This is a genomic window from Pseudolactococcus piscium, assembly GCF_002441695.1.
Classification (GTDB): Bacteria; Bacillota; Bacilli; order Lactobacillales; family Streptococcaceae; genus Pseudolactococcus; species Pseudolactococcus piscium.
The window spans coordinates 25,793-38,520 of record NZ_JXJW01000019.1; the positions used below are offsets into that span (position 1 = coordinate 25,793).

The 12,728-nt window shown below is 39.6% G+C and carries 12 protein-coding genes, 1 other RNA gene and 1 riboswitch; of the genes, 8 read left to right on the plus strand and 5 right to left on the minus strand.

The window, feature by feature from the left end:
- Positions 1-23: 23 nt before the first annotated feature.
- The gene (locus tag RU86_RS09430) at positions 24-1,277 is read right to left on the minus strand and encodes an extracellular solute-binding protein (RefSeq protein ID WP_096815080.1); all 1,254 of its coding nucleotides are present in this window, start codon (positions 1,275-1,277) and stop codon (positions 24-26) included.
- A gap of 557 nt (positions 1,278-1,834) precedes the next feature.
- On the opposite strand from RU86_RS09430, the gene RU86_RS09435 reads away from it, so the two are divergent.
- From RU86_RS09435 to RU86_RS09470, 8 genes are all read left to right on the plus strand, one after another.
- The gene (locus tag RU86_RS09435; protein ID WP_096815081.1) at positions 1,835-3,619 is read left to right on the plus strand and encodes a glycoside hydrolase family 13 protein; all 1,785 of its coding nucleotides are present in this window, start codon (positions 1,835-1,837) and stop codon (positions 3,617-3,619) included.
- A 172-nt stretch (positions 3,620-3,791) separates the two neighbouring features.
- Positions 3,792-6,068, plus strand: coding sequence for a glycoside hydrolase family 65 protein (locus tag RU86_RS09440; protein WP_096815082.1), 2,277 nt, complete (start codon positions 3,792-3,794; stop codon positions 6,066-6,068).
- A gap of 1 nt (position 6,069) precedes the next feature.
- On the plus strand, positions 6,070-6,741 hold the full coding sequence (pgmB, locus tag RU86_RS09445) for a beta-phosphoglucomutase (RefSeq protein WP_096815083.1): 672 nt from the start codon (positions 6,070-6,072) through the stop codon (positions 6,739-6,741).
- A 155-nt stretch (positions 6,742-6,896) separates the two neighbouring features.
- Positions 6,897-7,868: a LacI family DNA-binding transcriptional regulator gene (locus tag RU86_RS09450; RefSeq protein ID WP_096815084.1), complete on the plus strand. Its 972-nt coding sequence runs from the start codon at positions 6,897-6,899 to the stop codon at positions 7,866-7,868.
- 261 nt (positions 7,869-8,129) lie between these two features.
- Positions 8,130-8,888, plus strand: a complete 759-nt coding sequence (locus RU86_RS09455; protein ID WP_096815085.1) for an MBL fold metallo-hydrolase — start codon at positions 8,130-8,132, stop codon at positions 8,886-8,888.
- Complete coding sequence (gene tadA / locus RU86_RS09460; protein WP_096815086.1) at positions 8,888-9,355, plus strand: tRNA adenosine(34) deaminase TadA; 468 nt, start codon at positions 8,888-8,890, stop codon at positions 9,353-9,355. The genes RU86_RS09455 and tadA overlap by 1 nt, the downstream gene beginning before the upstream one ends.
- Positions 9,356-9,367: 12 nt before the next feature.
- Positions 9,368-9,465, plus strand: an RNA gene (gene ffs / locus RU86_RS09465) — signal recognition particle sRNA small type.
- A gap of 61 nt (positions 9,466-9,526) precedes the next feature.
- Positions 9,527-10,081 carry a methylated-DNA--[protein]-cysteine S-methyltransferase gene (locus RU86_RS09470; RefSeq protein WP_096815087.1) on the plus strand — a complete coding sequence of 185 codons (555 nt, stop codon included), beginning with the start codon at positions 9,527-9,529 and terminating at the stop codon, positions 10,079-10,081.
- A gap of 31 nt (positions 10,082-10,112) precedes the next feature.
- Here the strand turns inward: RU86_RS09470 and RU86_RS09475 are convergent, their stop codons facing one another.
- The 4 genes from RU86_RS09475 to RU86_RS09490 all read right to left on the minus strand — a co-directional run bounded on the left by RU86_RS09475 (position 10,113) and on the right by RU86_RS09490 (position 12,077).
- Complete coding sequence (locus RU86_RS09475; protein ID WP_096815088.1) at positions 10,113-10,562, minus strand: DUF1694 domain-containing protein; 450 nt, start codon at positions 10,560-10,562, stop codon at positions 10,113-10,115.
- A 97-nt stretch (positions 10,563-10,659) separates the two neighbouring features.
- Positions 10,660-11,127: a hypothetical protein gene (locus RU86_RS09480; protein WP_179296264.1), complete on the minus strand. Its 468-nt coding sequence runs from the start codon at positions 11,125-11,127 to the stop codon at positions 10,660-10,662.
- Between the two features lie 172 nt (positions 11,128-11,299).
- On the minus strand, positions 11,300-11,458 hold the full coding sequence (locus RU86_RS09485; protein ID WP_047915699.1) for a hypothetical protein: 159 nt from the start codon (positions 11,456-11,458) through the stop codon (positions 11,300-11,302).
- 358 nt (positions 11,459-11,816) lie between these two features.
- A complete protein-coding gene (locus tag RU86_RS09490) occupies positions 11,817-12,077 on the minus strand; it encodes a SemiSWEET family transporter (RefSeq protein WP_047915698.1) in 261 nt (86 codons plus the stop codon).
- Positions 12,078-12,530: 453 nt separating this feature from the next.
- Positions 12,531-12,646, plus strand: a riboswitch (FMN riboswitch).
- The last annotated feature ends 82 nt before the right edge of the window (positions 12,647-12,728 follow it).

Consider the following 12,728-nt stretch of genomic DNA (forward strand, 5'->3'; position numbering starts at 1 on the left):
CCCCTTATTCAATATTAAGCCGTTTATTTTTTACCTGAAATATCTTTTACAAGTTGATCAAGTTTCGCTTGGTATTGATTAGCTTTGATTTTACCATTGTAGGTGTCTGAAAGCACTGCTGCAGATGCTGTCCAAAAGTTTGTCATTTCAGGGATTTTTGGCATGACAACACTATAAGTTGGTTGACTCATGGTTACGACAGACTGTGCAAGCGCATCTGTCTTGACATAGTCAGCAGCTTGAACGGTTTTAATAGACGGGACAATGTTACGTGATTTATCTTTGAATTGAAGTTCTTGTACTTTTTCACTAGATAGATAATCAGCAAGTTTGTAGGCAGCAGCTATTTGTTTGGTATTGTTATTAGCAGCAGCCTGGTTGACAGCGTAAAGTTTGACACCAAGAAATGCTTTTTGTTGGACGTCTTGCCCCCCGATTTTGACTGTAGGGTAAACAGCAATACCGAGTTTATCTTTGCCAATAGCTTCGGTTGCCTTATCCTTGTCCCAAGGTCCAGACTCAAATGATGCGATAGTTCCCGCTGCGAATTTAGATAGGGTATCATCACCAACATTGACAAATCCCTTATTATTTTTTTGGTCAGTAATCCATTGCAGTACATTAACACCAGCGGCGTTATTCCAGTTGGTGCCATCCACTTTTTCACCATTATCTCCGAAAAGTGTATCGCCAACTGACATGAATAGTGGCGCGATAGCATAGGCATTGACAGCATTTAAATTTGCACCAAATGTGGCTTTAGACGTGATACCTTCATAGGACTTAACATCATCAGCAGATAATTTTTCTTTATTATAATAAAGGATTTGTGACTCTATCCCATATGGGAAGGCATACATCTTGCCCTTATATTCAGCGCCTGAGATTGCATTCTCAGTATTTTCGCCTTTGATTTTTGTTGCATAGTTATCAGGTATTTCTTGAATAACACCTGAGTCTACCAGCTGTCCAAGCTGGTCATGAGGCATGGAGAAGACATCAGCTGCTTTAGAGGGGTCTTTTTTAACATTCTCTTGTGCTTTTGCATCCTCAGTTTCTATGACATTCACTGATACAGTCGGATTTTCTTTTTTAAAGTCAGCAAGTGCCGTATTGTAAAATTTCTTTGAATCAGTCGTCACCCAAAGTTTAACAGTTGTTTTACCAGAATCTTTTGAAGTTGTATCACTTTTTTTATCTGATCCACAAGCAGCTAGTGTTAAGATGGCAGCGCCAAGTGTTGCACTGACTAATAAAGTTCTTTTTAAATGTTTCATGTTTTCCTCCATAAATGGTGAGGTAACAGCTCTAACCTAAGTCATATCATTGTCGGTATGAGATGTTAAGACTCAATGTTTGCAAAAATCACTTTTCTTTACAAGATCTATTATGCAACCGTTTCCATTAAATGTCAAGTGGTTTATTAAAAAAATTTTAAACTATTTTTAAAAAACAGATGAAACGCCTTATATAAAGCCATTTCATCAGCTTTTTATTTATTTAATTTAAGCAAGCGATTTCTTTTTTATCTGTGATATCTTAGAAAAATGGTCGTGCAATCAGAGTTTATTCTATAGTGTACTGACAATTTCTAATCAAAATAAAGAAAAAATAGTAAAGGCTAATCGTAAGATGGGAAAAAATAGCTTATATTTTCTTAACTAGCGCTTAATTAGGTTCAAATAGCTAGTTAAGAGCTTTCTTGATGCATCAGGTATTGCTATTTTATATAAATTTTACAGAAATACGATGCAAACGATTGCATTATTTGATATTTGTGCTAGAATAGAGGTGTATTATTATGAAACCGATTACATGTTTAGTGGAGGAAGTTATGAATCTAGCAGCAATTTATCATCGACCTGAATCAGAGTATGCCTATCTATATACCGCAACTGACTTGCACATTCGTTTACGTACCGGTCTTAATGATATTGAAAAAGTCAGTGTGATATCCGGAGATCCGTATGATACACCAGGAGGCGTCTGGCATCAAGAAGCAGATGTCGAGATGGTCGCATCACTTAAAACAGACACCCATCAATACTGGCAAGCAACGCTTCATGCACCTTACAATAGATTAAACTATGGCTTTATCTTGACAGATGATGCCGGTCAATCTATTTTTTATGGGGATCAAGGGTTTGAAGCAGTACCTGAGGATAGTGCATCAGCTAATGATAGTGATACTAATTTAATGGGATCAAATGCTTACTTTAAAATGCCTTATTTTCAGGAAATTGATCGCTTTAAGGCACCTGAATGGGTTAAGGAAACGATTTGGTATCAAATTTTTCCTGAGCGTTTCGCGAATGGTGATCAAACAAATGATAATGCCGGCACATTGCCTTGGCAACCTGATGACCACCCTAGTCGTGATGCCTTCTACGGTGGCGATTTAAGAGGCATTATTGACCATCTAGACCATTTAGTCGCTTTAGGTGTCAATGGCATCTATTTAAATCCGATCTTTGAGGCACCAAGCAATCATAAATATGATACGCAAAATTATTTTGAAATTGATCCACATTTTGGTAGCAAACTTGAGTTTAAAGAGCTGGTAGACACAGCACATGAAAAGGGCATTAAAATCATGTTAGATGCGGTCTTTAATCATATTGGAGATGAAAGTCCGCAGTGGCAGGATGTCCTGGCAAATGGGCAAGCATCCCAATATGCAGACTGGTTTCATGTTAAAAAATGGCCAGCGACCTATACCCCAACTGATAACTTTGAAGAAGCACGTGATGCAACCTATGAAACTTTTGCCTTTACACCGCATATGCCAAAGCTGAACACTGCTAACCCAGAAGTACAGGCCTATCTTTTGGAGATTGGGACCTATTGGATTCGTGAATTTGGCATAGATGCTTGGCGAATTGACGTGGCTAATGAAGTAGACCATCATTTTTGGAAAAGATTTTATAAAGCAGTGACAGCCTTAAATCCTGATTTTTATATCTTAGGGGAAATTTGGACTAGTGCACAGGCTTGGCTAAACGGTGATGAGTTTAATGGTGTGATGAATTATGCCTTCACTGGATCAATGGTCGATTATTTTGCACGCCGTAAAATCACAGCTGAAAAGATGGTCAGTAACCTGAACACACAGCTGATGCTAAACAGAGATCAAACCAACCAAATGATGTTTAATTTATTAGATTCCCATGATGCACCTCGCATTTTAAGTATCGCAAAAGGCAACAAGGCAGTCGTTAAGCAACTCTACACCTTTATGTTTTTGCAAGTCGGGACACCTGATATCTATTACGGTAGTGAATATGGTATGACAGGTGAACAAGATCCAGATAATCGTAAACCGATGGCTTGGGACGCAGATAAACAAGACCAGGATATGTATCACTTCATGCAAGCCTTAATCCAACTTCGAAAGGATCATTTGCAAGTGATTGTAGGAGGAGATTTAAGGTGGGATGTGACAGGTGATATCATCCGCTTTACTAGAAAATTAGGCAATACAACTATTTTTGCTTGTTTTAATGCAAGTACTGAAAGCTATCAACTAGATAAAGGCTTTGGAGATAGCTTATTTCATGATGGCTATCAGGATGAAACACTTAACCCGAATGGCTTTCTTGTCAGTCTGATAGACAAATAAGGCTGTATGAATAGCTGATAGCGCTGCACCGGAAAACATGCGTATAAGAAAGTAGGTCAGCTAAAGCAAGCGCTTGATATGACAGCTTTTACATGCTAAGATAGTGAGTGAAAACGATTACCTTTATGACTTGATGGGATAGCGAGCTTGCTAATGAATGAGAGGAACTAAAATGAATCAAATTAAACGTATTATGGCTGTTGATCCATGGGAAATTAAATCTGATCAACTAGAAGTTGACCATCGCAGACTCCAGGAGTCTTTGACAGCTATCGGTAATGGCTATATGGGTATGCGCGGTAATTTTTCAGAAACCTATTCAGCTGATCATCACCAAGGTTTTTATTTGGCTGGGGTTTGGTATCCTGACAAGACACGTGTTGGCTGGTGGAAAAATGGCTATCCTGAGTATTTTGGTAAGGCGATTAATGCCTTAAATATTGCCAGGATTCATCTGTTTATTGATGGGAATGAAGTAGATTTAGCTGATAAGCGCATAACAGATTTTAGCATCTCGCTTGATATGGCAAAAGGCATTTTGAGTTATGGGTATCAGATAGCTGGTGTCGGGGTATCTGCTGAACGCTTCTTTTCAGTCGACACGCGTGAATTAGCTGTCTTTGCCTTTCGTTTTGAAAATCTTGATGGCAGAGACCATCAGATTCGCATTGGGTCTGTTATTGACGCTGATGTTAAAAATGAAGATGCCAACTATGATGAACAGTTTTGGCATGTGCTTGAAAAAGGTCATCAGGAAAACGGGTCATTTATTGCCACGCAAACGATTGAAAATCCTTTTGGGATTGAGCAGTTTACGGTTGTGGCCAGTCAAACCTTTGCAGGTGATTTTGATCAAGTCAAGCAAACGACGGCAGAAAAATCAGTGACAGATACGTTTGAAAATGATCTACCAGCTGATGGCAGCTTAACCTTTGAAAAGCGTGTTGTGGTGACAACGAGTCGCGATTATGAAGGTTTATCAGCGGTTATTTCTGGAAATGAGACGATTGTCAAAGAGCAGGTAATACAGCAGGACTATGCCAGTTTATATCAAGCACAAGTAGAGGGTTGGGCTAAACGTTGGGACATTTCTGATGTTGTGATTTCTGGCTCTGATGAAGCGCAACAAGGGATACGCTTCAATCTCTTTCAGCTATTCTCAACTTATTATGGGGAAGATGACCGACTAAACATTGGCCCTAAAGGCTTTACTGGAGAAAAATATGGTGGTGCGACTTACTGGGACACAGAAGCCTATGCGGTACCGCTTTATCTATCTCTAGCAGATCAAACGGTCACAAAAAACTTATTAACCTATCGGCATAAACAGTTATCTCAAGCAAAACATAATGCCCAGCAACAAGGCTTAAAAGGTGCCTTGTACCCTATGGTCACTTTTAATGGTGTTGAATGTCATAATGAGTGGGAAATTACTTTTGAAGAAATCCACCGTAATGGGGCGATTGCCTATGCTATCTATAACTATACAAACTATAGTGGAGATGACAGCTATTTGGCAAAAGAAGGCCTTGAGGTACTTGTTGAAATCGCACGTTTCTGGGCAGACCGTGTGCACTACTCAGCTCGGCATGGCCTTTATATGATTCATGGGGTGACAGGCCCAAATGAATATGAAAATAATAGCAACAACAACTGGTATACAAACCAACTAGCTAGCTGGGTTTTAACTTATACTGCTGAGAGTTTAGCTAAATATCCTCGAGCAGATTTAGCAGTTTCCGATACAGAATTAGCAAAATGGGCCGATATCGTCGAGAAAATGTACTTTCCATATGATGAAACGGCAGGTATCTTTGTTCAGCATGATGGTTATCTAGACAAGGATATTCGACCTGTTTCAGCCTTAGCAGCAACTGATTTACCGCTCAATCAAAACTGGTCATGGGATAAGATTCTGCGGTCACCTTTTATTAAGCAGGCAGACGTCTTACAGGGCATTTACTTTTTTGGCAACAAGTTCACGCTTGATGAGAAAAGGCGTAACTTTGATTTCTATGAACCCATGACGGTTCATGAAAGCTCCCTTTCACCATCAGTTCATGCCATCCTTGCGGCTGAACTCGGTAAAGAGCGTAAGGCAGTCGAGATGTATGGACGTACGGCTCGTCTCGACCTTGATAATTATAACAATGATACCCAGGACGGCTTACATATCACATCGATGACTGGCTCTTGGTTAGCCATCGTTCAAGGCTTTGCACAAATGAAAACATGGGATGCTAAGTTGAGCTTTGCCCCATTTCTACCAAGCGATTGGACAGGATATGCCTTTCATATCAACTATCGTGGGTGTTTACTAAAAATAGCAGTTACTGATGATGTCGAGGTAAGGTTGCTATCTGGTGATAGCATCAGTTTGCAAGTCTATGATCAGGCAGTTACCTTGAATGTCGCACAGCCAATCTATCAAGTGAAAGTGGGTGGTTGAGATGTTTAAAGCAGTTTTATTTGATTTAGATGGTGTGATTACAGATACGGCTAATTATCATTTTCTTGCCTGGGAAAAACTTGCCAAGCGTATTGGTATTGCCATAGACAGGACATTTAATGAGCAACTCAAAGGTGTATCACGTGAGGAATCTCTGCGTCGCATTCTAAAATATGGCGGTCTTGAAGAGACATTTACGACCGAGGAATTTGCCCAGATGGCAGCAGACAAAAATAAAAACTATGTCGAGATGATTCAAGCCGTATCACCTCAGGATGTCTATCCGGGTATTTTAAGCTTACTCAAGGCACTACGCCGTCATGATATCAAGATTGCCCTAGCCTCTGCCTCTAAAAACGGCCCGTTTTTGCTAGAGAAAATGGCCCTTACTCAGTATTTTGATGCCATTGCAGATCCTGCCAAAGTAGCCGAAAGCAAACCAGCACCAGATATCTTTCTAGCAGCTGCAGCAGGTGTCAATGTAGCAATTCAAGAGACGATCGGGATAGAGGATGCTGCAGCAGGTATTGCAGCAATTAAAGCTGCTCATGCCTTGCCAATAGGTGTAGGCAAGGCTAGTATCCTTGGGGCTGATATCGCGATCGTTAGCAATACGCGTGAGCTGACGCTTGATTTTTTGACGGAAGTATGGGAAAATAATAACAATGTATGAAAACGTTTGCGAAAAACGTTTTTTTATACGCTGAATGGGTTAACCGAATCTGCTGTTAAGCGATAAGCAGTTGGCCAACTGACTACCGAATACCTTAAGTGGGTCTAGTTGATATTAGCAGCCCCTCTTAGCTAGATACGTAATATGGAGAAAATATGACAGTTACAATAAAGGACGTTGCAAAATTAGCAGGGGTGAATGCATCAACGGTTAGCAGAGCTATCCATGATAGTAAGGCGATATCTGACAAGACAAAAGAAAAAGTTAAGAAGGCCATGCTAGAACTTGGCTACTCAAGAAATGCTGCTGCGCAAACGTTGGCAAGTGGTAAGGCAGGCGCAATAGGTGTTGTTTTTCCACCAATTGAAAATAAATCAGAACAACCTTTCTTCATGAAAATTCTAACAGCTATAAATGAAGCAGCACGTCAAAACAACATTACTGTATCCATTGCATCTGGACATTCGAATGATGAGCTGCTAAGTCAAGTAAAAGTCATGTATCAGGAAAAGAGAGTGGACGGCTTTATCGTTCTCTACGCTGGAGAAGAAGATGATGTCAGAAGCTATCTGATAACAGACAGAATTCCCTTTGTTATCGTCGGATCGACCATCGAACGTGCAAACGAGATTACGGCTGTTGATAATAATAATCAGTTAATGGGATCAGAAGCAGCTAGCTACCTGGCAAGTCTCGGTCATAAGCAACTGGCCTTTATCAGTAATACAGATTCTGGAGAAGTCTTCCATGAACGCTATCAGGGCTTTGTGCTAAAAATGCAGTCACTTGGGTTAAAAGGTCGGCTTGTTAAGTCAAAAAATAAACTTGATATTGGTCACGCAACAGGCTTGGTTGTTTTAGACGATATTTTAGCAATTAAAGTCATTCAAAGGCTATCAGAGCAAGGTATCAGCGTACCAGCTGATGTCTCTGTTATTTCTTTTAATAACTCAGTGTTTGCCAGTTTAATTCACCCTTACCTAACGACGTTTGATATCAATATCAGACAATTAGGCCATCGGTCAGTCCAAAAACTCGTCCATTTGTTAGCCTATCCAGACGACTTTAAGGAAAAAGTGACAGTGCCTTTTGAATTGAAAGTTAGAGAATCAACTAAAGCTGTCTAAGGATAGCTTTTTTAATTGGCTAAGCAATCATCTATAACACCTATCTGTAGGGTTACTTGCATAAAAAAACAAACCTGGGAAAGAGGACCAGGTTTGTTTTTAAGTGACACCACCTATATCCAATAGGCGGTGTCTTGTTGGAGAAGGTTATGAAAAAAATATTTTAGGAATGACTTTAGTATATTCTATCCATCTTAACCTAAACTTAACTGAATTGTGTTAAACTAAATCTATAAAGAATTGATAAAGGAGACTTATGATATGAAATTAACAGCATTGGGCGTATTAGGAGGCTATCCGCATAAAGATAGTGGGACCACCTCTTATTTATTATCTAGTAACTCTGGTTTTAATCTACTGATTGATGTGGGGAGTCGTGCAGTGACCGAGCTTGAACATGAGCTATCTCCACTTTACATAGATGCAGTCATCATCAGCCATTATCATGAAGATCATATTGCTGATTTAGGTGTCTTACGTCAGTTCCGCCAACTATGGCCAAAAACAGATCCTGACTGGGATAGTGCAATTCTGGATATCTACGGACATGATCAGGATGTACATGAGTTCAACAAATTAACACTGGATGGCGTCTCAAAAGGGATTGCTTATGATGTTTCTGGCATTCAAAAAATAGGACCTTTTGACATTACCTTTCAAAAGACGGTACATCCGATCATTTGTTACGCCATGAGAATTACGGAAAGAAAAACGGGTCAAACTTTAGTATTTACAGCAGATACCGGCTGGTTTGATGGTCTGATTGACTTTTCGAAAGATGCAGATATGCTTTTAGCTGACGTCTACTTTTTTGCAGACAAAGCAAACATGCCAAATCATCTCTCTAGTACAGAGTCAGGTAAAATCGCGCGTGAAGCAGCTGTTAAAAAGCTGGTTTTAACACATTTACCACAGTTTGGCGATTTGGAACAGCTACGCAAGGAAGCAGAAAATGCAGCACAAGGTGTGGTAACGGAATTAGCGACACCGCATAAGACATGGGATTTTAATACATTTTGATGACATTTACACAGGAAGAAAAAGAACAGTTCATGCGTGAGGCACTAGTTGAAGCGCAAAAAGCAGCGGATTATGGGGAAGTACCTATTGGCGCAGTAATCGTTAAGGATAAACAGATTATTGCCAGATCCTTCAATGCGAGAGAGCGCCATCAAAAAGCAACACATCACGCTGAAATTCGTGTCATCGATCAAGCAAATGAGCATGTAGAAAATTGGCGTTTACTTGATTGTGCTTTATTTGTGACAATAGAGCCGTGTGTCATGTGTTCAGGCGCAATCTCCTTATCACGCATACCAGCTGTTTATTTTGGTGCGACCAATCCAAAATTTGGCGGCGCAGTATCCCTTTATCAGATTCTTGAAGATGAGCGCTTAAACCATCGGTTACAGGTTGAACAAGGGATTTTGGCAGACGATTGTGCTCAGATTATGCAAAAATTCTTTAAAAATAGACGCAAAAAATAAATTTTATGGTATACTTATAGATGAGGCAATAGTCGTTTTACGAAGTGGGTCAGGTGCGGAAGCAAGCAGCCCTAAGTAGGATGTCTATGTGCCTTATTTTTTTGACATCTTATTGATAGTATTGACATACCTATACCTATTTAACTGCTCACAAGTAGTGAGGAAGGATTGATGAATATGCTAGATAGCAAAACAACTTATCACTCACCGATAGGACTTATGACGCTCGCTAGTGATGGCCGTCATCTGACAGGATTATGGTTGGAAAATCAGGCACATTTTGCTGAAACCTTAGCAGATGATGCAGTGATAAATGATACCTTGCAAGTTTTTATTGATACAAAAAGCTGGTTGGCTCGTTATTTTTCCGGTCATCAGCCTAGTATCGCATCCCTACCTCTGGCACCAGCAGGAAGTAGCTTTAGACAAGCAGTTTGGCAAATACTTTGTGAGATTCCTTATGGCACGTTAATAACCTATGGTGAGATTGCAAAAAAACTTGCAGTTACCATGGAGAAAGCAAGTATGTCTAGTCAGGCAGTAGGTGGTGCAGTCGGTCATAATCCGATTTCTATTATTATCCCTTGTCACCGTGTTGTCGGCGCTAGTGGGAGTTTAACTGGCTATGCGGGAGGGATGGATGCAAAAGTATGGCTTTTGACTCTAGAAGGTGTAGATATGACGACAGTCTTTATCCCTAAAACAGCTATCAAAAAACCGACTTAATTTATCAAGTCGGTTTTTTGATCAGTCATCATTAGCCAAAGAGTTTTGAGAATAGGTTCTTTTTTTGTTTGGCTTGTGTTGGGACTTCTGTCAGGTTAATATCCGGAAAAGTATCAGCTAAGTCAATCTTAGCCAGGTCAATCGCATGATCAGTATGGATGATAATGCCGTAAGTATCTGTCGTCTCTTCTTCTAAAATCTGACCCTCAAAGTGGTGATTGGTCGCAGCCTTTAGATAAAAGCCTGATAGGTCATCAGGTAAGCTACCAGATAGCTTTACAAAAATCGGATCAGATTGATTATCATAGGTCCTTAGGATGTGATCAAATTGCGCTTTTAAAAGCACATTTTTGGCATCAGGAAGAGTGATAGCGAGTAAGACACGTTCTCGAAACGTATTCAGATAGCGTCTTTGCTCATCGGGGTTTAGTCGGTATTCGCCGCTTGAGGCGCGGTCTAGCCTGTTTTCTAAATCGCTCATAACTCTATTCTAACATAAAAGGAAGCGCTTTAAAATAAAAGTAGTTTTTAAAAAGATACTTTTTGCCTATATAGCATTTGGGAAAGTTAGTATAGGATTAATGTGATGCCTTCTTGATTAACTTGATGGTAAACAGGATGCTGGTATAAGTAAGCAGTAGCAGCAAAAATATCCAAGTTTTAATCCCCAGTTCAACCTTTTCTACTAATTCCCAGGTTGTGCTGATCGCTACCAACCAGCCACCTAGGGTCACACCGATCCAGCCATTGGCCTTTAAGGAAAAACGACGTAGGGCTTTATGCGTGTCATCTGAAAGTGTGATGTCCGCATATGCCTGCTTGATTTTGCTGATTTTTCGTCTCTCTAACATAATCTTGACTGGCGGTACTAGCCACCACCATAGAGAAATTTGCTTGATATTTATTTTATTTGATGTCTGAAAACGATTTCTAATGGCTTCCCATCCGGCCACTTCTTCATGAAGCTCAGTTGTGGCTTGAAGTAGGGGAGCAGCAAAAAGTAACCAGGCGCCGATTGTTTCTATTACTGGCATTAAAAAAGTCAATGTGTACTCCTAAACAATTTGAAAATAATTAGGGACAAATTAGGTATTCTCCCTGTCTTAAAGAAAACTGCTTGAAACAGTGGATACGACTGTTTCAAGCAGTTTAGATAACTAGTGGTAAAGTTTGCAATTTGCAATGATCAATACACCTGTTGCCAGGTCGTAACTGTGCTTATTTAGCTCTAGCGAGTGTTAAGGTTTTTTTATCAACCATTCTTAATTGACCGTCTTCGAGTTGGACAACATAGCTGTTAACTAAGTAGGATTCGTCACCTCTAATAACTGTTGCTTTTTGGCCATTTGCTAGTGTGATGATTTCATCTTTTTTCATGGTGTAAGGTCCATTCTAGGGGAAAACAAATAGGGGTTAGGCTAAAGGTTTTTGTTATGTTAAGCAATCGCTTAAAGTAGGGAGCGTGATGACGTTACTGATAAATAAGTGGCGCCATCATCTGTAAAGTTTAGGCTGCACAAGAGGCATAAATAAACGCAATATTTGAACAAATTCATTGGTCTGTTTGACAATAGCTTATCGCCTGACGTGACAATCGGTTGCGTCGGTTATGCACTAAATACTGGATACAACCAGTTAAGCATGACCTACCTCATTTGAAAACACTTATAGGACTATTATAGCATAAAACGGCCTAGACCAGTGTCTAAAATACCATCTTATGAAGCGCTTGATCTTATAAAGAAGTTAAAAAGGTCAACGTACCTAGAATAACGCCTAAGGTGTTTGGAATAATGAGAATATAATCTCTTTTCGGCTGGTTAGTGAGACCATAAAGTACCCAAACTAAGCAAGAAATTGCAGCGATTAACGGTTGCCAAGGCTGACTTTTATCGCCGTTGAGGTTGGAAATAATCTGTGGAATATAGGCTAAAAAGACAAACAAGCCGATTGTAGCACCCACAGAACCGATAAAAAGGTGTACTTTATTTTTCATAATGCGATCCTATCCATATGTAGCTGTTAACTTTCCGCAATAGGTGTCATATTACGGACGTTTTCTTAGTAAGCAGGATAGTTGTAAGACGCCTTGCTAATCCTAAACTAATCTATTACACGACATCCGTGCCATGTAGCGTCTTTTTTAAGTATAGCATAAGCGTTTCTAAATTTGGTGAACAAGCCGTTATTATAGCTGTTTAGAGATAAATAGCTTGTGTATAAGGTGGATGTCATGCCTTATATTTCAAATGATAGTCTTAAAATGATGCGCGGATTATGAGCGTTATATAGTTTGTAATAAAAGGCGTTAGACCTATTTTTTATCTCACCAAATCTAGCTATCTGGCTATAAAAATGTGGTATTTTTATAGCCTGAAAAGTGCCATAGCAAAAAGTTTATCCTTGACAAAAGAAAATAGATAGTATAGGATAAGGTATAAATAATTGAATAACGCTTCAGGGCAGGGTGTAATTCCCTACCGGCGGTATAGCCCGCGACCTCGAAAGAGTTGATTTGGTGAAATTCCAAAGCCGACAGTATAGTCTGGATGAAAGAAGACAGTTGTTTTATAATTTTGTAAGATTGTGCATGCTTTTTTTGTGTACTAATTTTGTGAAAAAATAAACAAGACACCCTGATTTTAGT